The 20,832-nt window shown below is 65.9% G+C and carries 17 protein-coding genes and 1 riboswitch; of the genes, 7 read left to right on the top strand and 10 right to left on the bottom strand.

What is annotated here, in order from left to right; all coding sequences use genetic code 11:
• Positions 1–55: 55 nt before the first annotated feature.
• Positions 56–1,726: a PLP-dependent aminotransferase family protein gene (locus tag ACEN9F_RS07985; RefSeq protein ID WP_413419502.1), complete on the bottom strand. Its 1,671-nt coding sequence runs from the start codon at positions 1,724–1,726 to the stop codon at positions 56–58.
• A gap of 76 nt (positions 1,727–1,802) precedes the next feature.
• Here ACEN9F_RS07985 and ACEN9F_RS07990 point away from each other — a divergent pair, with 76 nt between their 5' ends.
• From ACEN9F_RS07990 to ACEN9F_RS08005, 4 genes are all read left to right on the top strand, one after another.
• Positions 1,803–2,765: a DMT family transporter gene (locus tag ACEN9F_RS07990; RefSeq protein ID WP_413419503.1), complete on the top strand. Its 963-nt coding sequence runs from the start codon at positions 1,803–1,805 to the stop codon at positions 2,763–2,765.
• A 106-nt stretch (positions 2,766–2,871) separates the two neighbouring features.
• Complete coding sequence (locus ACEN9F_RS07995) at positions 2,872–3,333, top strand: RidA family protein (RefSeq protein ID WP_413419504.1); 462 nt, start codon at positions 2,872–2,874, stop codon at positions 3,331–3,333.
• Between the two features lie 99 nt (positions 3,334–3,432).
• Positions 3,433–4,626: a PLP-dependent aminotransferase family protein gene (locus ACEN9F_RS08000; RefSeq protein WP_413419505.1), complete on the top strand. Its 1,194-nt coding sequence runs from the start codon at positions 3,433–3,435 to the stop codon at positions 4,624–4,626.
• Positions 4,627–5,004: 378 nt separating this feature from the next.
• A complete protein-coding gene (locus ACEN9F_RS08005; protein WP_413419506.1) occupies positions 5,005–6,363 on the top strand; it encodes a diguanylate cyclase domain-containing protein in 1,359 nt (452 codons plus the stop codon).
• Positions 6,364–6,416: 53 nt separating this feature from the next.
• Here the strand turns inward: ACEN9F_RS08005 and ACEN9F_RS08010 are convergent, their stop codons facing one another.
• Genes ACEN9F_RS08010 through ACEN9F_RS08020 form a run of 3 tightly spaced genes read right to left on the bottom strand, consistent with a single transcriptional unit; the run spans position 6,417 to position 11,269 of the window.
• Positions 6,417–7,979: an FGGY-family carbohydrate kinase gene (locus ACEN9F_RS08010; RefSeq protein WP_413419507.1), complete on the bottom strand. Its 1,563-nt coding sequence runs from the start codon at positions 7,977–7,979 to the stop codon at positions 6,417–6,419.
• 15 nt (positions 7,980–7,994) lie between these two features.
• Positions 7,995–9,680, bottom strand: a complete 1,686-nt coding sequence (locus tag ACEN9F_RS08015) for a glycerol-3-phosphate dehydrogenase/oxidase (protein ID WP_413419508.1) — start codon at positions 9,678–9,680, stop codon at positions 7,995–7,997.
• Positions 9,677–11,269, bottom strand: coding sequence for an FAD-binding oxidoreductase (locus ACEN9F_RS08020; protein WP_413419509.1), 1,593 nt, complete (start codon positions 11,267–11,269; stop codon positions 9,677–9,679). Before ACEN9F_RS08020 ends, ACEN9F_RS08015 begins: the two co-directional genes overlap by 4 nt.
• Positions 11,270–11,391: 122 nt before the next feature.
• Between ACEN9F_RS08020 and ACEN9F_RS08025 the strand changes: the two genes are divergently transcribed.
• Complete coding sequence (locus tag ACEN9F_RS08025; RefSeq protein WP_413419510.1) at positions 11,392–12,411, top strand: AraC family transcriptional regulator; 1,020 nt, start codon at positions 11,392–11,394, stop codon at positions 12,409–12,411.
• Here the strand turns inward: ACEN9F_RS08025 and ACEN9F_RS08030 are convergent.
• Genes ACEN9F_RS08030 through ACEN9F_RS08040 form a run of 3 tightly spaced genes read right to left on the bottom strand, consistent with a single transcriptional unit; the run spans position 12,408 to position 14,878 of the window.
• Positions 12,408–12,842 (bottom strand): hypothetical protein, encoded by a 435-nt coding sequence (locus ACEN9F_RS08030; protein WP_413419511.1) that lies wholly within the window; start codon positions 12,840–12,842, stop codon positions 12,408–12,410. The genes ACEN9F_RS08025 and ACEN9F_RS08030 overlap by 4 nt on opposite strands.
• Before the next feature lie 18 nt (positions 12,843–12,860).
• A complete protein-coding gene (locus ACEN9F_RS08035) occupies positions 12,861–13,388 on the bottom strand; it encodes an SRPBCC family protein (protein ID WP_413419512.1) in 528 nt (175 codons plus the stop codon).
• Between the two features lie 38 nt (positions 13,389–13,426).
• Positions 13,427–14,878: a cytochrome P450 gene (locus tag ACEN9F_RS08040; RefSeq protein WP_413419513.1), complete on the bottom strand. Its 1,452-nt coding sequence runs from the start codon at positions 14,876–14,878 to the stop codon at positions 13,427–13,429.
• A gap of 69 nt (positions 14,879–14,947) precedes the next feature.
• On the opposite strand from ACEN9F_RS08040, the gene ACEN9F_RS08045 reads away from it, so the two are divergent.
• Positions 14,948–15,391 carry a VOC family protein gene (locus ACEN9F_RS08045; protein ID WP_413419514.1) on the top strand — a complete coding sequence of 148 codons (444 nt, stop codon included), beginning with the start codon at positions 14,948–14,950 and terminating at the stop codon, positions 15,389–15,391.
• On the opposite strand, the gene ACEN9F_RS08050 is transcribed toward ACEN9F_RS08045, so the two are convergent.
• On the bottom strand, positions 15,343–15,543 hold the full coding sequence (locus tag ACEN9F_RS08050) for a hypothetical protein (RefSeq protein WP_413419515.1): 201 nt from the start codon (positions 15,541–15,543) through the stop codon (positions 15,343–15,345). The two genes, ACEN9F_RS08045 and ACEN9F_RS08050, sit on opposite strands and share 49 nt — an antisense overlap.
• Before the next feature lie 53 nt (positions 15,544–15,596).
• Positions 15,597–18,413 (bottom strand): M16 family metallopeptidase, encoded by a 2,817-nt coding sequence (locus tag ACEN9F_RS08055; protein ID WP_413419516.1) that lies wholly within the window; start codon positions 18,411–18,413, stop codon positions 15,597–15,599.
• 111 nt (positions 18,414–18,524) lie between these two features.
• Positions 18,525–18,643: riboswitch (FMN riboswitch) on the top strand.
• Positions 18,644–18,740: 97 nt separating this feature from the next.
• Here ACEN9F_RS08055 and ribB point away from each other — a divergent pair.
• Positions 18,741–19,400 (top strand): 3,4-dihydroxy-2-butanone-4-phosphate synthase, encoded by a 660-nt coding sequence (ribB, locus tag ACEN9F_RS08060; RefSeq protein WP_413419517.1) that lies wholly within the window; start codon positions 18,741–18,743, stop codon positions 19,398–19,400.
• Here the strand turns inward: ribB and ACEN9F_RS08065 are convergent.
• Positions 19,397–20,782, bottom strand: a complete 1,386-nt coding sequence (locus ACEN9F_RS08065; RefSeq protein ID WP_413419518.1) for an MFS transporter — start codon at positions 20,780–20,782, stop codon at positions 19,397–19,399. The genes ribB and ACEN9F_RS08065 overlap by 4 nt on opposite strands.
• Positions 20,783–20,832: the final 50 nt, after the last annotated feature.

The raw sequence follows: 20,832 nt of genomic DNA on the forward strand, positions 1-20,832 counted from the left end.
ATAGTCTTGTGGTTAATGCAAAGGTTTGACGAAAGTGGGGATTATAAGAGCGATTTCAAGAGCCGCCCAGCTCCCTTTCAAGGAAACGCCACACCGCCGGCTCCTGCATCGCCGCCACATTGAGCCGCATGCGGGTCGACGGCAGCTGCTTGGGCGAGAACAGGCTGCCCGGCGCCAGCAGCAGGTTGTGCGCCATCGCCCGCTCGGTCAGCACGTTGGTGTCGCGGCCGGCGTCGGCCCAGACGAACATGCCGGCCGGCGCCGCCAGGTCCACCTTCAGCCCGACCCGCTCCATCTGGCGGATGGTCTTGGCGCGGATGCTGTCCAGGCGCGTGCGGATGCGGTCCGAATGCTTGCGGAACGAGCCCTCGGACAGCACCTTGTACACCACCCGCTCGCCGATGTCGCTGCTGGTCAGGGTCGACAGCATCTTGCGGTCGGCCAGCCGTTCCGCCCTCTCGGGCGAGGTCGCGATGTAGCCGACCCGAAGGTTGGCCGCCATGGTCTTGGAAAAGCCGCCCAGGTAGATCACCCGCTGCAGCTGGTCCAGCGCCGCCAGCCGCGTGGCCGGCTGCACCGCGCTGCCGGGGTGCAGGTCGCAATAGATATCGTCCTCGACGATGATGAAGTCATGCTCCTCCGACAACCGCAGCACCTGGAAGGCCTTGGCCGCCGACAGCGAGGTCGAACTGGGGTTGTGCAGCACCGAGTTGATGATGTACAGCTTGGGCTTGTGCAGCGCCGCCAGTTCCGCCAGTTGGGCGATGTCCGGGCCGTCGGCCAGGCGCGGAATGCCGATCACCTTGGCGCCCAGCGCGGCGAAGGAGCCGAACATCAAAAACCAGGCCGGATCGTCGACGAAGATGGTGTCGCCGGGCCGGGTGAACTCGCGCGCCACCAGGTCCAGCGCCTGCGTCACGCCGGCCGTGGTGACGATCTGCTCGGGCGCGGCGGCGATCTCCAGTTCCGCCAGCTTGTGCTGCAACTGCTGGCGCAGCGGCAAAAAGCCCTGCGGCACGCCATAGCTTAACAGCAGCGTCGGATTCTGGCGGCTCACCGCGCGCAGCGCGTTGGCGATGGTCGTGCCGTCCAGCCATTCGGACGGCAGCACGCCGGAACCGGGCATCTGCTGGTGCGGCATCTGGCGGAACATATTCCGCACCAGCCAGACCACGTCGATCGGCTTGGTGTCGAAGGCGGACGAGTGCCCCCGCGTCCGGCCCGGCGCGGCGGCGGACGTCGCCCCGCGCTGCTCGGCCACGGCCAGCTCCATCGACGCCCGCTCGCGCACGAAGAAGCCGGCGCCGCGGCGCGACTCCAGGTAGCCGGTCGCCACCAGCTTGTCGTAACTGGCCACCACGGTGAAGGCCGACACCCCGTGCGAGGCCGCGAACGCGCGGATCGACGGCATGCGCGCGCCGCCGCGCAGCAGGCGGTCGTCGATGCGGGCCGCCACCGAGCGCACGATCTGGTCGATCAGCGTCTCGCCGGACTCGCGCGACAGCAGCCCGAGCATCGCACCGGCCTGCGGCTTCGCGGCCTGCGCCTTTCCCGCTGCGGGCGTGCGGGCCGGCGGGCGCGTCACCGGCACCGAGGCCACCGCCGGACCGGGCGCCGGCGCCGCCAGCGCGCGCGCCTGGGCGGCGGCCAACGCGTCGTTGACCGCCTCGGCGGCGGCCGCCGCAGCGGCCCCCAACAGCGAAGTGCGCGTACGTGTATTGGTCATTTTACCGTCACAGTATAAGAAATTATATTCGCAAGTGTACTGGCACTGTACTGGTTTTGTCACGTACGATACAAACATGACACCACCCACCACGCCCCCATCGGCCCTCGCGGCCATCCCGACCCGCAACCGCCTGGGCGACGAAACCACCGGCATGCTGCTCGGCCTGATCGGCGTGGCCATCTTCAGCCTGACCCTGCCCTTCACCCGCCTCGCGGTCGGCGGCGGCGGAGCCGGCGCCGGCTTCGGCTTGTCGCCCGTCTTCGTCGCCCTCGGCCGCGCGCTGGTCGCCGCCGTACTGGCCGGCGGCTGGCTGTACTGGAAGCGCGCGCCGCTGCCGCCGCGCGCCGCGCTGCCCGCGCTGGCGATGGTGGCGGGCGGCTGCGTGATCGGCTTCCCCTGGCTGACCTCGATCGCCATGCAAACCCTGCCCGCCGCCCACGGCGCCGTACTGGTCGGCATCCTGCCCCTGGCCACCGCCGTCTTCGCGGCCCTGCTGGGCGGCGAGAAGCCGTCGGCCGGCTTCTGGATCATGGCCATCATAGGCTCGGCGCTGGTGGCCGCCTTTGCGCTGCGCCAGAGCGGCGGCAGCCTGCACCTGGCCGACCTCGCGGTGTTCCTGGCCGTGGTGCTGGCCGCCATGGGCTACGCCGCCGGCGGCCGCCTGTCGCAAACGCTGGGCGGGCAGCAGACCATCTGCTGGGCGCTGGTGCTGTCGGCGCCTCTGCTGCTGCCGGTGGTCGGCTGGCTGTGCTGGGACCAGGCCGCGCGCATCGCCCGCGCCAGCGCGGCCGCCTGGACCGGCTTCGCCTACGTCTGCGTGTTCTCGATGTTCATCGGCTTTTTCTTCTGGTACCGCGGCATGGCGCTGGGCGGCGTGGCGCGGGTCGGCCAGGTGCAGCTGGTGCAGCCCTTCCTGACCCTGCTCGGCGCCACCGTGGTACTGGGCGAAGCGCTGGAATGGCCAACCGTGATATTTGCAATCGCCGTCATCGCCGTGGTGGGGACCGGCCGCAAAATGCAGGTAAAACGCGCCTAAAACCATACAGTATCTTGATTTTGCCTCTATTGTGGGCATCCCCGGCGCCAAGACGTACAATATCGGTCTTCGCTATGCCTCACCCACTTAATTTTTGGATAACCACATGTCTGTTTACGAAAAACTGAAAGCGCTTGATATCACCTTGGCAGCACCGGCCGTACCGGCCGCCGCCTACGTCATGTACGCCCAAACCGGCAATCTGGTCTTCCTGTCCGGCCACATCGCCAAGCGCGCCGACGGCAGCGTATGGGTGGGCCAGCTCGGCAAAAACATCGACACCGCCGAAGGCAAGGCCGCCGCGCGCGCCATCGCCATCGACCTGATCGGCACGCTGCAGGCGGCCGTCGGCGGCGACCTGACCCGCGTCAAGCGCATCGTCAAGGTCATGAGCCTGGTGAACTCCACGCCTGATTTCATTGAACAGCACCTGGTCACCAACGGCGCCTCCGAGCTGCTGGGCGAAGTCTTCGGCGACGCCGGCAAGCACGCCCGCTCCGCCTTTGGTGTCGCCCAAATCCCGCTTGGCGCCTGCGTCGAAATCGAATTGATCGCGGAAGTCGCGTAAGCGGGCGGCAGCTTATCCGCTGCCGTTCCTTTTATAAAGCCCGCCACAAGCGGGCTAGTTGAATAACCGGCAGCGCCGGTTTCCATTAGTGAGACATGTATGAAAATCGAAAACCCGAATCCGATCCAGTGGCGCTTCGCCGAACGCGCCGAGCAGCTGCAATCGTCCTTCATCCGCGAGATCCTGAAGATCACGCAACAGCCTGAGATCATCTCTTTCGCCGGCGGCCTGCCGTCGCCGCTGACCTTCCCGGTCGACGAAATGAAAGCCGCCTTCGACAAGGTGCTGAGCGAAAACGGCAAGGTCGCGCTGCAATACGGCCCGACCGACGGCTACCTGCCGCTGCGCCAATGGATCGCCGACTCGCTGTCGACCAACGGCGCGCGCATCGTGCCGGAACAAGTGCTGATGACCTCCGGCTCGCAGCAGGCGCTGGACCTGCTGGGCAAGGTACTGATCGACGAAGGCAGCCGCGTGCTGGTCGAGACCCCGTCCTACCTGGGCGCGCTGCAGGCGTTCTCGGTCTACCGTCCCGAATTCAAATCGGTCGACACCGACGAACACGGCCTGGTGCCATCGTCGCTGGACGCCGTCGCCGAAGGCGCGCGCCTGCTGTACGCGCTGCCGAATTTCCAGAACCCGACCGGCCGCACGCTGTCGGCCGAACGCCGCATCGAGCTGGTCGAAACCTGCGCCCGCCACGGCCTGCCGCTGATCGAGGACGATCCATACGGCGCCTTGAGCTACAAGGGCGACCCGCTGCCGAAGATGGTGGCGATGAACCCGGAAGGCGTGATCTACATGGGCTCCTTCTCCAAGGTGCTGACCCCGGGCATCCGCCTCGGCTACGTGGTCGCACCGCTGCCGCTGGTGCGCCGCCTGGAACTGGCCAAGCAGGCGGCCGACCTGCACACCTCGCAGCTGACGCAGATGGTGGTGCACGAAGTGATCAAGGATGGTTTCCTGCAGCGCCACATCCCGAAAATCCGCACGCTGTACGGCGACCAGTGCCAGGTCATGCTGGACGCGATGGCCCAGCACTTCCCGGCCGGCGTCGAATGGACCAAGCCGGAAGGCGGCATGTTCATCTGGGTCACGCTGCCTAAGCATATCGACGCCATGAAACTGCTGGACGAAGCGATCGCCCAGAAAGTCGCCTTCGTGCCTGGTTCGCCGTTCTACGCCAACCAGCCGGAGACCAACACGCTGCGCCTGTCGTTCGTCACCGTGCCGCCGGAACGCATCCGCGCCGGCATCGAGATCCTGGCCAAACTGATCGCCGCCAAGATCTAAGACGTAGCACATCGTACCTCCGTGGGCGGCGTCCGCCGCCCACATTCTCCCCGCTCGAAATACAACACCGCCGCCGCGGCTTTATCACCAATAGTCACGGAAACCGGCAAAACAAATAACATAGCATCAACATTACTTCCACCATGTGGCGCCTGCCGCGCCTTGGCCGATGCAACCGAGGCAACACTCGAAAATCGGCGGATTTTTTTTCACAAAGACCTCTTGCAAAGCGGTATGATTTGAACGGATAGTCACTTTCAAGTCAGGCCAGCCTTTGTTCATCCGTGCACAAATCACACTAGCTCGCCCCCCACGTTGCCGACCCGCGCAGCCGACCGCACACGCCAATCCAGCCCACCAGGTTAAAGGCGACACGCAATGAATTCTGGAAGTTTGAGTTTTGCCACGCGGCGCGATGCCGCGATCCTGATCGTTGACGACGCACCGGAAAACCTGGGCGCGCTGCGCAAGATGATGGTCGAGCAGGGCTACCAAACCTTTGTCGCCACGTCAGGCGAGCGCGCGCTCAAGATCGCCCGCCGCGTGCACCCCGACCTGATCCTGCTTGACGTCATGATGCCCGGCATGGACGGCTTCGAAACCTGCCGCCAGTTGAAGAGCCACGGCGCCACGCAGCGCATCCCGGTGATCTTCATGAGCGCGCGCACCGGCACCGAGGACGTGGTGGCCGGCTTCGACATCGGCGCGGTCGACTACATCGGCAAGCCGCTGCGCATGCCCGAGGTGTGCGCGCGGGTGCGCACGCAACTGCAGATCCGCAGCAGGAGCGAAACGCAGGAAGAACAGGCCGAGCGCCTGCGCACCATCGTCAATAACATGGCCGAAGGCCTGCTGATCATCGAAGCGGACGGCCGCATCCAGTTCACCAACCCGGCCTGCGACAAATACCTCGGCTACCAGGAAAACGAACTGGCGGGCCGCGACATCGCCGACCTGCTCAACCCGATGGTGGCGCAGGAATACCTGGACTACTTCGAGCGCTACGCCGCCGCGCCGGAAACGGCGCACAACCACGGCACGCGCGAAGTCATCATCCGCCACCGCAACGGCAGCTCGGTATGCATGGACTTGACGCTGACGCCGATGTACCTGCGCCAGCCGCTGTTCATCGGCCTGCTGCACGACATCACGCACCACAAGCAATCGGAAGATGCGCTGCAGCGCGCGGCGATGGTCGACCCGCTGACCAAGATCGCCAACCGCCGCCACTTCGACAGCTTCCTGGAAAAGGAATGGCAGCGCGCCATGCGCAGCGGCCAGCCGCTGTCGCTGGTGGTGCTGGACGTCGACCACTTCAAGCTGTACAACGACACGCTGGGCCACCCGGCCGGCGACGCCTGCCTGCAGCAGGTGGCGCAGGCGATCGCCTCGCACGCGCTGCGGCCGACGGACCTGGCGGCGCGCTACGGCGGCGAGGAATTCGTGCTGCTGTTCGCCGAAACGGACGGCGACTCGGCCTACCTGCTGGCCGAATCGATCCGCGCGCACATCGAAGCGCTGCAGCTGCCGCACCCGCGCTCGACGACATCGGCCTGGCTCACGGTCAGCATCGGCGTCGCCACGATCCACCCGCACCAGCTGGACAACACCGAATCGTTATTCGTCGCCGCCGACCGCGCCATGTACGTCGCCAAGGAAGGCGGCCGCAACCAGGTCCAGGCCACCAAGACCGGCAGCGCCTCCCTCGACGCCGTCAAGGCGCTGGTAATGCGCTAAAACTCCGGGGTCAACCCCAGGTGTCCGAATGTCGGCACTGACACCGGATTGTGTTAGAGCTGCTCGGGGTAGCCGGTGATGTCGGCGATGTCCTGGTACATCGGTTGCAGGCGCTGGTACATCTTCAGGTAGACGCGCCGGTATAACTTGTCGTAAATCTGCTGGTTGGCGGCGATCGGCTGGAATACGCGGCCCGGCCGCGTCATCGCGCGGGTGGCGCTGTCGAAGTCCTTGTGCAGGCCGAGCCCCGCCGCCACCGCGATCGCGGCGCCCAATCCGGATGTTTCGTAGAGATGTGCACGCGCCGCCGGCAGGCCGAAGATGTCGGCCGTCAGTTGCATCGCCGCGTCGCTCTGCGAACCGCCCCCCGCCACGCGTAGCTCGGTCACCGCCACGCCGCTGCGCTTCTCGATGCGCTCCTTTCCCTCGCGTAGCGCATAGGCCAGGCCTTCGAGGATCGCCCGGTACATATGCGCGCGCGTGTGGACGTCGCCGAAACCGATCATCGCGCCCTTCGCTTCCGGCCCCGGCGTCTTGATGCCGGGACTCCAGTACGGCTGCAGCATCAAGCCCATCGCCCCCGGCGGCACGGTGTCCACCAGTTGGTCGAACATCGCCTCCGGCGCCATGCCCTGCTGCGCGCCCGCCATCTGCTCCAGGTGGCCGAACTGCTCCTTGAACCAGTTGACCATCCAGTAGCCCCGGAAGATCTGCACCTCGGTGCTGTAGGCGCCGGGAATGGCCGCCGGATACGGCGGTATCAAGGGCGTGACCTCGATGTACTTGCGCGTGGTGGTGTTGATGGTGGCCGTGGTGCCGTAGCTCAGGCAGGCGATGTGCGGCGCCAGCCCGCCCGCGCCGATCACCTCGCAGGCCTTGTCGGCGGCGGCGGCCACCAGCGGCGTACCTTCAGGGATGCCGGTCGCGGCGGCAGCTTGCGCCGTCACCGCGCCGATCACGGTGCCGGGCGCCACCAGCTCGGGCAGCATCTCTGGACGCACCGCCAGCGCCTCCCACTTCCAGTCGCGCGCGCCGGCCCATTTGTGGCGCTTGTAGTCGAACGGCAGGTAGGCGACCTGCGAACCGGTCGAGTCGACATGCCGCCCACACAGGCGATAGTTCAGGAAGCCCGACAGCAGCAGCACCTTGTCGGTGCGCGCCCAGATCTCCGGCTGGTGCTCGGCGATCCAGTTGACCTCCGCCTCGCGCCGGAAGTATTCGATGGTGCCGGACACGCGCGCCAGCTTGAACGCCGTGCGCCACAGCAGCCCCAATGGCTTGCGCTTGCCGACGCGGCGCTGATCCAGCCAGGTGATCGCGGGCCGCAGCGCCTTACCGTCGCGGTCCAGGTTGACCACGGTGCCGCGCTGCGTCGTCACCGCCACACCCTTGACGGCGCTGCGGGGAATCGCCGTCGACGCCCACAACTGCTGGCACGCCGCGGCCACCGCGTCCCAGTAACCATCGGCGTCGTGCTCGGCCCAGCCGGGATGATCGGAGAAATAGGCTTCAAGGTGGATTTGCGATTTGGCGGCGAGGTTGCCGTCCACGTCGAACAACAACGCGCGCACGCTCTGCGTGCCGTTGTCGATGGAGAGAATGTATTGGTCTGCCATGTTGTCTCGTTGTCGTTATGCCGTGGGCAAACTGTAGTGCGTATTCCATAGTGCCAGATAGGCGGCCTGCTCGTCATCCCAGCGCTGGTCGCTCCAGCCGAGTTCCGGCTGGCAGATGGCGCGGATGCGCGGCAGGATGCCGATGCCGCCGCCGCGCAGCTGGATGCCGATGCGGCTGCGGCGCAGCAGCAGGTCTTCCAGCTTGCATACCGATTCGCGGCGGGCCGCCCAGCGCAGCTGCGCCCAGATGGTCTGCGTGCCGGGAATGCGTTCAAGTTCGCCCGGCTGCGCGGCCTCGATCAGGTACTGTGCTTGTTCGCCGTAGCGGCCTTGCAGGCGCAAGCCCTGGCCTGCCGGCAGCGCGCGATTGTAGCGCAGCGCACGCGGCATATCGGCGCCGAATAGCGGCTGCGGCGCCAACCTGCCCCTCAGCTCCGGCAGCAGCGTCGCGGCCAGCTTGAGCGCGTCGAGCGCGATCACGCGGAAGGTGGTCAGCTTGCCGCCGGTAACGGTCAGCAAACCCTCTTCCAGCCATAGCGCGTGGTCGCGGCCTTCCTTCGACGGATCAGCCTTGCCGCTGTCGATCACGGGACGCACGCCGGCGTAGGTGGCGATCACGTCGCTCCGCTGCAGGCCCAGTTGCGGGAACTGGTCAAGCAAGGCGGCCATCAGGTAATCGAATTCGGCGCGGGTGATGGCCGCTTCGCGCGACATATCCTCTTTGTGATCGACGTCGGTGGTGCCGACCAGCGTCACGCCCTCCCAAGGGAAGGCGAACACCGGGCGGCCATCGGCGGGATGCATCAGACTGATGGCCTGCGCCAGCGGCAGGCGCCACGCCGGCAGCACCAGATGGCTGCCGCGCAAAGGCCGCAGCCGTGGCGTACCGTTCCGGCCAGCGGCGTCGGAGGCGCGGGAGGCGCCGGCATTGTTCGCACGGAGACGATCGGCCCAGGCGCCAGTCGCGCTGATCACCAGCCGCGCGCGTACCTCGTGCAGCTCGCCCGTCAAGCCGTCGCGCAGCCGCACGCCACAAACACGGCCCGCGCCCGCATTCGCGCCCGAGTCCGAGCCTGAGCGCGCGCCCCCGGTGCCCGCCGCTGCGATGGACGTCGCCTCGCCATCGGCACGGAGCAGCGACTCCACCGCCACATAATTCACCGCCACACCGCGATGCAGCCTCGCCTCCTGCAAGACACGCAGCACCAGCCGTGCATCGTCCGTCTTGGCGTCCGTGTAGACCATTCCGCCCTGAAGGCCGTCGACGGCCACATTCGGCGCCAGGGCAGCAAACTCCTCCCGTCCAAAATAGTGCCGGGACCTCTGCCCCGCCATCCAGTCATAAATCGCCAGCCCGATCAAAAAGGCCCGTTTGCCCGGCTTGCGCCCGGTATAGTCTCCGAACGCGAAACTCTGCGGCTCCACCAATCCCGCCGCCTGCTGCAGCAAATGCTCGCGCTCGTGCACCGACTCGCGCGTCAGGGCGAACTGCCCCTCCTTCAGATACCGCAAGCCGCCATGCACCAGCTTTGAAGACCGGCTCGACGTCCCCCACGCAAAGTCGCGCTGCTCCACCAGCAGCGCCGACAAGCCACGCCGCGCCGCCTCCAGCAAGATCCCCGCGCCGGTGATGCCGCCGCCGATCACCAACACATCCCACTGGCGCGCAAACAGCTCGGGCAAGCCCCCGCGCCCGCTCATGGCAGCAGCTTCCCGGGATTCATCATCTGCGCGGGATCGAAATGCGCAAACAAGGCCCGCATCGCCGAGATACCCAGCTCGCCCTTCTCCGCCGCCAGGTGCGGCGCATGATCGCTGCCCACGCCATGCTGATGGCTGATGGTCCCGCCGTTCTCCACGATCGCCCTGCTGGCCGCCTGCTTCAGCGAGCGCCAGCGCGCCAGGTCCTGCTCATAGTCGCCGGCCAGCCGGTACACAAAGGTCGTATAAACGCTGGCCCCCTGCGCATATAGATGCGACAGGTGCGTGTAAGTGTGAACCTGCTCGCCGTGCTGCGCCAGCGCGCCGGTGGCCGCCGCCTCCACCGCGCGCATCATCGTCTCGACGCGCGGCCAGTCGACCGCCGTCTCCACGGTATCGATGGCATAGCCGTGCCGCCAGGCCGCATTGCGCAGATAGACATTGCGGAAGCGATTCTGCTTCCACTTGTCGCCCATGTGGCGGCCGACATGCACACCGCCCTGCGGCAGCGTCAATACCAGCGCGTCCTTCAGCGCCGCCTTGGCCGCAGCCTTGCGGCCGCTCACACCGATCATCAGCATGCATTTGCCATCCTTGCAGCCGCGCAGCGACAGATAGCCTTCCAGTACCGAGATCAGCTTCTTGTGTCCGGCCAGCGCCAGCATGGTGGTCGTCTCCAGCGCGTTCGACAGGCGCAGCATCGATAGCGACAAACCCGCCTGCACCACATGCCGTACCGCCGTCTCCGCCGCAGTCCAACTGGGGAAGAACACCGCATGAAACGCCTCATACTGCGGCAGCGGCGTCACGCGCACCGTCGCCTCGGTCAGGATGCCAAGACGCCCTTCGGAACCCAGCACCATCTCGCGCAGATCCGTGCCCGCCGCCGATGCCGGAAAGGTCGGGATATCCAGCGTACCGGCCGGCGTCTCCACCGAACCGCCGCGAAACATCTGCTCGATGCGCCCATAGCGCAAGGACTGCTGCCCCGACGAGCGCGTGACAATCCATCCGCCCAGCGTGGAATATTCGAACGACTGCGGGAAATGCCCCAGCGTATAGCCGCGTGCGCGCAACTGCGCCTCCAGGTCCGGCCCGAACACACCGGCGCCGAAGGTCGCCAGTTGCGACTCCGTATCCAGGTACTGCAGCTGCCGCAGGCGCGTCAGGTTCACCGCCAGCACTGGCTGCGGGCCGCCCGGCGCGGTCAGATGCCCGGCCACGCTGGTGCCGCCGCCCTGCGCGATCACCGCCGCGCCGCATTCCCGCGCATAGTCGAGCAACTCGCGCACCTCCTGCGCGCTCTCCGGATAAGCCACGCCGTCCGGCGCCGTCCCGATCACGCCATAGCGCAGGCGCAGCCAGTCCGGCAGGCTCTGGCCCAGCGCATTGCGCAGTCGGACCTCCGGCGAGCTGTCCACCATCCGATGCTCCGGCAACCGCGACGCCGCAATCTGCGCGCAAGCCTGTTCGAACGCCGCATCCGCCACCGGCGTCCCCATGCCGATGCGCTGTCGCAGGAATGCCAGCGCATCCTCGTTCAGCGCAAATTCGACCGACTCGTCACCCCAACCGTTCCAGCGTCTCATTGTTTTCCTGTCTCCGTGGCGGAGCGCTTGCTATACTGGCGCGCACCCATTATTGATGACATAAGAATAAAATAACGCCGCCCGCCGGTATTGCGCTTTCATGACACACGCCTTGTTCGATTATGCCAAGCACGCATCCTGACGCATCGCGCCGCGTAGCCGGCTCCTATCTGCAACCGCTGCTGGAAGCGGCTGCGGCGCATGGCGTTACGGCGCAAGCGCTGGAAAGCGCCGCCGGCCTGCGCCCCGGCGCCTTGCTGCCGCTGCCGGAAACCCTGCCCGCCGACGACTACGTGCGCCTGCTCGACATCGGCGCGGAACTGGCCAGGGACCCGTATTTCGGCCTGCACGTGGGCGAGCGCGTCAAGCTCGGCACCTACAGCGTGTATGGCCTGATCCTGCTCAGCTGCCGCGACTTCGGCCAGGCCTTCGAGCAAACCATGCGCTACGAGCAGCTGGCGCACGACCTGGGCCGCTCCACGCTGACGGTCGCCGACGGCGTCGCCAGCTACACCTGGCACAGCAACTACGGCAGCGGACACCGCCACCTGGCCGACAGCGTGTTCGCCGGCATACGCGCGTTCGGCAACTGGCTGGCCGGCATGACGCTGCCCGCGGCCCAGCTGGCGCTGACGCACGACGGCGGCGCGCCGGCCGGCCGCGACGAGTACGTCCGCCTGCTCGGCACCCTGCCCACCTTCGGCGCGCCCGCCAACGTCGCCACCTTCGACGCCCAGCTGCTGGCGTGGCCTGTGCCCAACGCCGACGTCAGCCTCTACCCGGTGCTGCAGCAGCACGCCGAGCAGCTGCTGCGCCAGCGCGCGGCCAGCCCGCCGGACATCGCGCAGCAAGTCCACGCCGCCATCGTCAGGAATCTGTCGAACGGCCAGCTACGTCTGGCCTCGGTCGCCGAGGAATTAAAACTGTCGCCGCGCACGCTGCAGCGCAAACTGAACGATGCCGGCGCCACCTTCCAGCAGGTGCTGGACCAGGCCCGCTTTGCGCTGGCCAAGGACTACCTGCGCCAGCCGGAACTGAGCCTGGTCGATATCGCCTTCCTGCTCGGCTACCAGGAGCAGAGCGCGTTCAACCACGCCTTCAAGGAATGGGCCGGCGTCAATCCGGGCGCCTACCGAACTTAAATCGAGTGCCCCTTGACCCGCACGAACGGGCCGATGCAGCGATCCAGGCTGCGCTCCACGCACATCAGGAACATATCGCCGCTGGGATGGAATTGCAGGTAGTTGGTCACCGCCCGTCCGGGCTTGGTGATCTCGCCGGTGCAATCGTGCTTGCCGTTGTCCTTGACGATGGTATCGACCTCTTTGTAGAAGCCGTTCTTGTCAGGCTGGTCGGTGATGACGAAGGTGGATTCGGCCACCTCCTCGTGGCTGAACACCAGCGTGGTGCCGTCGGCGCGGATGCGGTAGGTCTCGCTGCACGAACCGTCAGGCAGCGTGATTCTCCAGGTGCCGATGATCGGATGGTCGCTCCGCAACTGCGCCGCGCCTGCGGCGGCCGACACGACGCCGAGCGCCAGCGCCAGCACTATCCGCACAACACGCCTCTTCATGGCCCACCTCCGCAGATGCTATTTTTCAGCCACCGCCTTCATGCTGGCCAGGCCGGCCTCGAAGTCCTTGCCGATCATGCTGTCCATGCTGGCGAACAGCCCCATCACCTTGGTCATGAAATTGCTCGGGCCGGACATGGTCCAGGTCACCGTGGTCGTCTCGCCCTTGCCGTCCAGCGTGAAATCGGTCACGCAGTGCGACTCGAACGGCTGCAGGAACACCAGGTTGATGCCGACCTTGGTCGGCGGCGTCACGCTGGTGATCTCCATGCGGCCCGAGCCCACATCCTTGTTGCCGTCCCATGCGTAGACCGCGCCCACATCCCTGGTGGCGCCGCTGTAATGGCGGTTCATGGACGGATCCAGCTTCTCCCATGGCGACCACTGCGGCCAGTTATGAAAATCGCTGATCAGCGGCATGATCTTTTCCGGTGGCGCCTTGATCGCGATGGCGCGCTGCACGCGGAAACTGTCCGGCTGCATGGCGGCCAGGCCCAGCACAATCAGGATCAGGACAACAACACCAATGGCGATCTTCTTGAACATGGTTTTCTCCGTTTTTTGTCGTTATAAAGACTAGCCTATCATGTTTTTTTGATCAGGCGCACCGGCAATGCGTCGGGTGTCATGGTGAAGGTGAAACACTCCCGGGCGGGCGCCGCGCCGGCCACGCGCTCCAGCGCAAAATTCCTGGCCAGCATGGACATCACCATCTTGATCTCCGCCATCGCCAGGTAGCGGCCGGGGCAGAATCGCGGCCCGGCGCCGAACGGGAACAGCTTGCGGGCAGGATCGTCGGCATTGCCGCTGCCGTTGGCGCCGTCCAGCCAGCGCTCCGGCATGAACAGCTCCGGCTGCGCCAGGCCGCCCTCGCGCTCGGAGGCATGCCGCATCAGCAGGAAGATCACCGTTCCCTTCGGCAGCGCCAGGTCGCCGATCACCGTATCCTCGTTGGGCTCGGCCGCCATGATGGGCGCCACCGGCTTCAGGCGCATGGCCTCGCGCGTGGCGGCGTCCACGTACTGCAGGCGGTCCAGCAAGTGGTAATCGTCCAGCACCGCCTTCCCGCCCAGCACCTGCGCGGCCTCCGCCGCCATGCTGGCCTCGGCCTGCGGATGCGCCGCCAGGAAGTCGATCAGCCAGGCGGCGGTGTTGGACGTGGTGTCCTCGCCGGCGAACACCATCGTGATCGCGTTGCCGACCACCGCCTCGTCGCTGAAGCCGGAACCCGGCTCGTCGCAGGCGACGATCAGCGCCTCCAGCATGTTGGACGGTTTGGCCCGCAGCGCCGGGTTGCGCTCGATGCGCTTGCGGGCCTCGGCGATGAAGCCGAAGATGGCGCGCTGGATGCGAGCGGCGGCGGCGATCGCCTCGTGGTCATGCGCGCGCCTCAGCAGCGGGATGCGCCAGTAGGCCAGCGGCGACGTCAGGCGCCTGGCCACCAGCTTGAACAGGAACTCGATATCGCGCTGCAGCGGATGCTCTTCCAGCTCCAGCGTATTGATGTCCTGTCCCATCACCAGGCCGATGGTCACGTCCAGCGTGTAAGCCTTCAGGTCGCGCAGCACGTCGACCGGCTGGCCGGCGGCGATGGCGCGCTCCCAGCGCAGGCGCAGCCGCTCGGTCAGCGCGCTCAGCGTGGGGAAGAAGTTATGGATCACCTCCGGCGTCAGCGCCCGCATCACCAGCTTGCGCTGGCGGCGCCACTCCTCGCCCTCGGCCGTGAACAGGCCGCGCGTGCCGACCTCCTCCAGCATGTCCGCGGTGCGGCGCGAGCGGCGCATCATGTCGGGCCGGTCGCGCAGGATGGCCGCGATGGTCTCCCGGTCGGAGGTCGCGACAAAGCGCTTGCCCATGATGCGGAAGCGGTACAGCGGCCCGAACTCGCGCGCCCATCCCTCCATCACCTGGTGAAACGGCCGGGCCCTGATGTCGCGCACATTGCCGATCAGCGGGCGGCCCTTCGGGCCCGGCAGGTCGGCGATGCGGCGCAGCGGCGGCAGGCCGGGCGTGAGTTGCATGGTGTTTTTATTCATTTGATTGTCGTCTCCGCGTACACTATACGTCCGAATGTTGACGATATACTCACTCGCTGGAGGATGCAAATGCTGTCGCACGTTTATGTGGGGATTAACAACTTTGAACCGGCGTTCGCCTTCTATAGCGCGCTGATGGCGGAGCTGGGCACGCGATTGCGCTTCAGCGATGCGTCCAGGCCGTGGGCCGGATGGCAGCCGGCCGAAGGAGCGCGGCCGTTGTTCATCATCTCGAAACCGTATGACGGCCAGCCGGCGGGATGCGCGAACGGGCAGATGACTGGACTGATGGCGCCGTCGCGCGCGGCGGTGGACCGCGCCTACGCGGCGGCGCTGGCGCACGGCGGCAGCTGCGAAGGCGCCCCGGGACTGCGGCCGCACTACCACGCCAACTACTACGGCGCCTACTTCCGCGACCCGGAGGGGAATAAACTATGCGTCGTCTGTCACGACGCCGTGCCGGATCAAGCCAGCGCTTCCTTCGCCGCTTCCTCAGGCGTCAGGCCGTCGTAGAACTGGTCGGTGAACCACTCGACCTGCTCTTCGATATGCTCCTGCGCCTGTTCCACGGTCGCGCCGCCCTTGACCAGGAAGCCCTCGACTTCGATACACCAGTTGATCAATTCCAGGGTTTCCGGATCCAGCTCTTCTTTTTTCTTTGCCATGATTGCCTCATACATCGGGTGGTTACAAGCCGCCAGTGTAACAGGCGGCCGGCTCAGGTCTCCGGGTACAGCACCACCTGCAGGTAGTTGTTCATGTCGAAATAGCGCTTGGCCGCTTCCTTCAGGTCCGCCGTGGTCAGCGCATCGACGCGCGACTCGTAGCTCAGGATATCCTCCGGATTGCTGTTGTTGAAGAAGGCGTTCTGCAGCGACGACATCCAGTAGCCGTTCTCGCGCAAGCCCCTGCGGTAGCTCTTCAGCCACGACGCCTTGACCTTGTTCAGGTCCGCCTCGTCCGCGCCGTCCCGGCGGATCTTGTCGATCTCCGCAAAGGTCGCCGCCAGCACCTTGTCCACGTTCTCCGGCGCGCACGGCAGGCTGGCGCTGATCGAGTAGTTCCCGTAAGGGATGCGGTTCATGCTCGCGCTCATGCCGCCGCTGTACATCGCGCCCATCTTCTCGCGCAGCGTTTCGATCAGCTTGATGTTCAGCACGTCGACCAATGCCTGCAGGCGCATGCGTTCGGCGCGCGAGTACTGCACCTCGCCGGTGAAGGACAGCGAGATCGTACTCTTCGGCTCCGAGCCCGCACGCACCTCCTTCTTCACCACGCCCTTGATCGGCCGCACGCCCTCGTCCTTGAAGGCCACCGGGACTTCGCCCACCGGCAAGCTGGCCAGGTAGGTCTTCAGCAACGGCTTGATCTTCTCCACATCGAAGCTGCCGACGATGAAGAAGGTGAAATCGCGCGCACTGGACATGCGGCTGTTATAGATATCCAGCACGCGGTCCAGCGCCAACTGGTCGAAGTCGCCCGGCTTGGCGGCGCGCAGCACGCGCGGGTTGTTGTTGTACAGCGTCGCCGTCACGGTATCGTAGAACACCGATTCCGGGCGCGCCAGGTTGTTCTGCGCCAGTTCGCGCTGGCGGTCGACGTAGGCGCTGTAGATCGCCGCATCCTTGCGCGGCTGCGTCATCTGCAGGTACACCAGCTGCAGCATGGACTCGATATCCGAGCTGCCGGAGCTGCCGCCCACCGATTCATTGAGCGAACTGACGCTGGCGCTGGAGCTGACGCTCTTGCCGGCCAGGACCTTCGCCAGGTCGTTGGGCGAATAATTCAACACGCCCATCTGGCCGACGATGCTGCTGGCGTAGTGCGCGTTGAAGACGTCGCGGTCGCCGAACAACGACCAGCCGCCGTAGCGCAAGCCGCCCAGCATCACCTGGTCGTTATTGAAGTCGGTCGGCTTGAGCACCACCTTGACGCCGTTGCTCAATACCAGCTCCGTGGTGCCGATCCTGGTGTTGACGGTCTGGCTGACGATGCCGCCCGCCTTCGGCAAGGCCGGCATCAGCTGGCTGGCATAGACTTTTTCCTCATGCGGCTTGACGGCGATCTTCTCCGCCGCGCTGGCCATGGCCACCAGGTCGGCAGCCTTGGGCTGCACCACGCCGGGCTTGTCGACGCCGGTGTAGATCACCAGCTTGCTCTGGTCGACGGGAATCGCCGCGCGCACGGCGGCATTCACCTCCGACAGCGCAATGCCAGGCATCAGTTCGGTCGCATAGCGGTACTCGGCGGCGATGCCCGGAATGGTTTCCTGCTCCAGGAAGTTACGAATATATTCGGACGCATAGCCGGACGAATCGGATTTCTCGCGTTCGTTGTACGCGCTTTCGTAGTTGCGCAGCATGCCTTTCTTGGCCCGCTCCACTTCGGACGCGGTGAAGCCGTACTGGCGCGCGCGCTGGTCTTCCTGCACCAGCGCGTTGATGGCCGGCGTGACGCCGCCCTTGCCCAGCACCGCGCCGGCGCCGAACGAGCGGTAGCCGCGCACGATCTTGTTCATGCCGCTGCCGCCCTGCAGGAACGGCGGATTGGCCTGCTGCGTCAGCTCGTACATGCGCTGGCTGAGGATGTAGCTGTACATCCCTTCGATCAGCTTCTGGCGGTAGTCGGCGATGGTGCCGCCGGCCGGCCAGGACTGGATCGGATAGCGGATGTAGACCGTGTTGGCGCTGACTTCCTTGTCGGTGAAGACGATGCCCTCGGACTCCTGCCGCTCCGGTATCTGCGCATACTCGCGCGGACGCGGATTCCGCGGATTGGTCAGTTTGCCGAAATGCTGCTCGATCAGGCGCTGCGCCTCGGCCGGCTCGATATCGCCGACCGCCACCACCGCCATCAGGTCCGGACGGTACCAGTCGCGGTAGAAGCGCTTGATGGCGTCGTACTTGAAGTTCTTGAGGATCTCCTCTTTACCGATCGGCATGCGCTGCGCGTAGCGCGAGCCGTTCAACACCTTCGGCAGCACCACCTTGTTCATGCGGTCGTCCACGCCTTTGCCAAGCCGCAGCTCTTCCAGCACGATGCCGCGCTCACTGTCGATATCGGCGTCGTTGAAGGACAGGCCGTGCGCCCAATCCTCCAGCACCTGGAAGCCCTGTTCGACGATTTCCTTCTTATCGGTCGGCAGCGGCAGGATGTAGACGGTTTCGTCGAAGCTGGTATAGGCGTTCAAATCCGCGCCGAACTTCACGCCGATCGACTGCAGGTAGGACACCAGCTCGTTGCGCTTGAAATGCGTCGAACCGTTGAAGGCCATATGCTCCGTGAAGTGCGCCAGGCCCAGTTGGTCCTCGTCCTCCAGGATCGAGCCGGCTTTGACCACCAGCCGCAGCTCCAGCTTCTTCTCCGGGCGCGCGTTCTTCTGCACGTAGTAAGTCAGGCCGTTGGCCAGCTTGCCCACTTTGACTTGCGGTCCTACGGGGATGGCGTCGCTCAGTTTGAGATCGTCGGCTTGAGCCAGGAAAGAACACGCCAGAAGTGCGGCGCCGGACAGAGTACGCAGGCTATTCAATTTCATTCGTCAGCTTCATTCGAGATGCAGAAAATTTAAGAACAAGGCTACCTTACACTGAATTCCTTAATTTGGGCTAGAATCCTCGTTCGCCTGCCGTCCGGCAGGCGAAAACAACGACGTCTTCGGGGCGGGGTGCAATTCCCCACCGGCGGTATAGCCCGCGAGCGCAGAAATGCGCAGATCTGGTGCAACTCCAGGGCCGACGGTTAAAGTCCGGATGAAAGAAGATGTGCGCTTACGCGGCCACCCGCCCGAGCAATCGGTGCGGCTGGCCGCGCGTATTCGCTTGCCCTGTCGCGTTTTTCGCCTATTTGCGAGGAGCGTTCCACCATGTTTGACCAATCCGCTGTGTCCCCCTACTCCCTTGTTTCCGACGACCTGGAAGGCCGCATCGCCGCCGCCCTGGAAGCCATGCGCACCGGCGTGCCGGTCATCCTGCTCGATGATTTCGACCGTGAGAACGAAGCGGACCTGATCGTCGCCGCCGAAAAAATCACCGTGCAATCGATGGCGATGATGATCCGCGAATGCAGCGGCATCGTTTGCCTGTGCCTGAGCGCCGACAAGGTGCGCGCGCTGGAATTGCCGATGATGGCCGCCGAGAACGGCAGCCGCTACGGCACGCCGTTCACGGTATCGATCGAAGCGCGCGAGGGTGTGACCACCGGCGTCTCCGCCGCCGACCGCGTCACCACCATCCGCACCGCCATCGCGGCGGATGCGCTGCCGGCGGACCTGGTCCATCCCGGCCACGTGTTCCCGCTGCGCGCCACGCCGGGCGGCGTGCTGGCCCGCAAAGGCCATACCGAAGGCTCGGTCGACCTGGCGACGATGGCCGGCCTGAATCCGGCCGCCGTCTTGTGCGAGTTGATGAACCCCGACGGCACCATGATGCGCGGCGCCGACATTGAACGCTTCGCCGAACTGCACGCCATGCCCATCCTGACCATCGCCGAGATGATCGAATGGCGCAAGCAGCATGGCGTTTAAACGGGCCGGCCCAGCTTGACGTAGCGGTACACCAGGCATAAGGCGCCTGCATACGCGGCTGAAATCAGGCCGAACGCCAGCGGCAAGCGCCACGCCCAGGCGGGCGCCATATGCAGCACGGCGCCCATCGCCGCCACGCCCACCAGCGCGCCGATCTGCCGATTGGCGTTGAGCGCGGCGGCGGCGCTGTTGGCGTGGGCCTTGCCGGCCACCAGCATCACCGTCGCCGTCATGCCCGGAATCGCGATGCCGATGGCGACATTCATCACAATCGTGCCCAGCACCAGCAGCCAGTAAGGCGTCTCGGGCCGCAGGCCGGTCAGCATCAGCAACGCCGCCCCCAGCCCCACCATCAAGCCGTACATCATCGGCGGCCGCGTGCCGACCCGCGCCGTGATCCGCCCCGAGGTCAGGTTGCCGATGGCGAAAGCGGCCATCATCGGTATCAGCTTCAAGCCGGTATGCAGCGCATCGTCGCCGCCCTGCTGGATGTAAAGGCTGAGCAGGAACAGCTGGCCGAACACCGCGAAATTAATCAGGAAGCCGACGCCATTGGCCGCCGCAAAAGCCGGCGTATCGAACAAGGCGCGCGGCAGCAAGGGATGCGCGCCGGCGCGCTCGCGGCGCACCAGCAGCCCGGCCGCAATCACAGCCGCCACCGCAGCCGACAGCACCGGCGCGGAAACCCAGCCCAGCACCGGACCTTCGATCAGGACGAAACTCAGGGCGGCCAGCGCGGCCACGCCCAATGCGTGGCTCAGCATCGATAGCGCCCGTTCATGGCGCGCCGTGGCCGGCGCCAGCACCTGCGTCAACGCGATGCCGGCCAGGCCGATCGGCACGTTCACCCAGAACACGCTGCGCCAGCCGAATTCGTGCACCAGTATCCCGCCCACCAGCGGCCCCGCCGCCGACGAGCAGCCGACGATGGCCGACCAGGTGCCCAGCATGCGCGCCCGCGTGGCCTGGTCTTCATAGGCGTGCGTCAGCAGGCTCAGGGAACTGGGCATGAACAGCGCCGCGCCCGCCCCCTGCAGCAGGCGCGAGGCGATCAGCGCGTTGCCGCTGGGCGCCACGGCGCACAGCACGGAACCGAGGATAAACACGCTCAAGCCGCCCTGATACACCGTCTTGGGGCCGAAGCGGTCGGCCAGCGCGCCGCCCGCCATCAACAGCGCGGCGAAGGTCAGCGTGTAGCCGTCCACCACCCACACCAGGCCGGTGAGCGGCACCGACAGGCTGGCGGAAATATCGGACAGGGCGGTATTGACGGCGGTGACGTCGATCATCGCCATGACGAAGCCGATGGCCAGCGTCATCAGCATCAGCAATGGAGGAACCTGGCGGACAGGCGCGGCGGCGGTGGTCGATGGCGTATTCATGGCGCGATATTAGGCCGCTTGCCTGATGCAGTAAATACGCATAATATCGG

The sequence above is a fragment of the Duganella sp. CT11-25 genome, from assembly GCF_047302815.1.
Taxonomy (GTDB): domain Bacteria; phylum Pseudomonadota; class Gammaproteobacteria; order Burkholderiales; family Burkholderiaceae_D; genus Rugamonas.

What these genes read in the sequence shown, in the direction of transcription:
- ACEN9F_RS08045 (WP_413419514.1), top strand. Translation starts at nt 14,948, where the DNA reads ATGCTGTCGCACGTTTATGTGGGGATTAACAACTTTGAACCGGCGTTC.
- ribB (WP_413419517.1), top strand. Translation starts at nt 18,741, where the DNA reads ATGTTTGACCAATCCGCTGTGTCCCCCTACTCCCTTGTTTCCGACGAC.
- ACEN9F_RS08030 (WP_413419511.1), bottom strand. Translation starts at nt 12,842, where the DNA reads ATGAAGAGGCGTGTTGTGCGGATAGTGCTGGCGCTGGCGCTCGGCGTC.
- ACEN9F_RS08065 (WP_413419518.1), bottom strand. Translation starts at nt 20,782, where the DNA reads ATGAATACGCCATCGACCACCGCCGCCGCGCCTGTCCGCCAGGTTCCT.
- ACEN9F_RS08050 (WP_413419515.1), bottom strand. Translation starts at nt 15,543, where the DNA reads ATGGCAAAGAAAAAAGAAGAGCTGGATCCGGAAACCCTGGAATTGATC.
- ACEN9F_RS08025 (WP_413419510.1), top strand. Translation starts at nt 11,392, where the DNA reads ATGCCAAGCACGCATCCTGACGCATCGCGCCGCGTAGCCGGCTCCTAT.
- ACEN9F_RS08020 (WP_413419509.1), bottom strand. Translation starts at nt 11,269, where the DNA reads ATGAGACGCTGGAACGGTTGGGGTGACGAGTCGGTCGAATTTGCGCTG.
- ACEN9F_RS08040 (WP_413419513.1), bottom strand. Translation starts at nt 14,878, where the DNA reads ATGAATAAAAACACCATGCAACTCACGCCCGGCCTGCCGCCGCTGCGC.
- ACEN9F_RS08005 (WP_413419506.1), top strand. Translation starts at nt 5,005, where the DNA reads ATGAATTCTGGAAGTTTGAGTTTTGCCACGCGGCGCGATGCCGCGATC.
- ACEN9F_RS08010 (WP_413419507.1), bottom strand. Translation starts at nt 7,979, where the DNA reads ATGGCAGACCAATACATTCTCTCCATCGACAACGGCACGCAGAGCGTG.
- ACEN9F_RS08000 (WP_413419505.1), top strand. Translation starts at nt 3,433, where the DNA reads ATGAAAATCGAAAACCCGAATCCGATCCAGTGGCGCTTCGCCGAACGC.
- ACEN9F_RS08015 (WP_413419508.1), bottom strand. Translation starts at nt 9,680, where the DNA reads ATGAGCGGGCGCGGGGGCTTGCCCGAGCTGTTTGCGCGCCAGTGGGAT.
- ACEN9F_RS07995 (WP_413419504.1), top strand. Translation starts at nt 2,872, where the DNA reads ATGTCTGTTTACGAAAAACTGAAAGCGCTTGATATCACCTTGGCAGCA.
- ACEN9F_RS07990 (WP_413419503.1), top strand. Translation starts at nt 1,803, where the DNA reads ATGACACCACCCACCACGCCCCCATCGGCCCTCGCGGCCATCCCGACC.
- ACEN9F_RS07985 (WP_413419502.1), bottom strand. Translation starts at nt 1,726, where the DNA reads ATGACCAATACACGTACGCGCACTTCGCTGTTGGGGGCCGCTGCGGCG.
- ACEN9F_RS08055 (WP_413419516.1), bottom strand. Translation starts at nt 18,413, where the DNA reads ATGAAATTGAATAGCCTGCGTACTCTGTCCGGCGCCGCACTTCTGGCG.
- ACEN9F_RS08035 (WP_413419512.1), bottom strand. Translation starts at nt 13,388, where the DNA reads ATGTTCAAGAAGATCGCCATTGGTGTTGTTGTCCTGATCCTGATTGTG.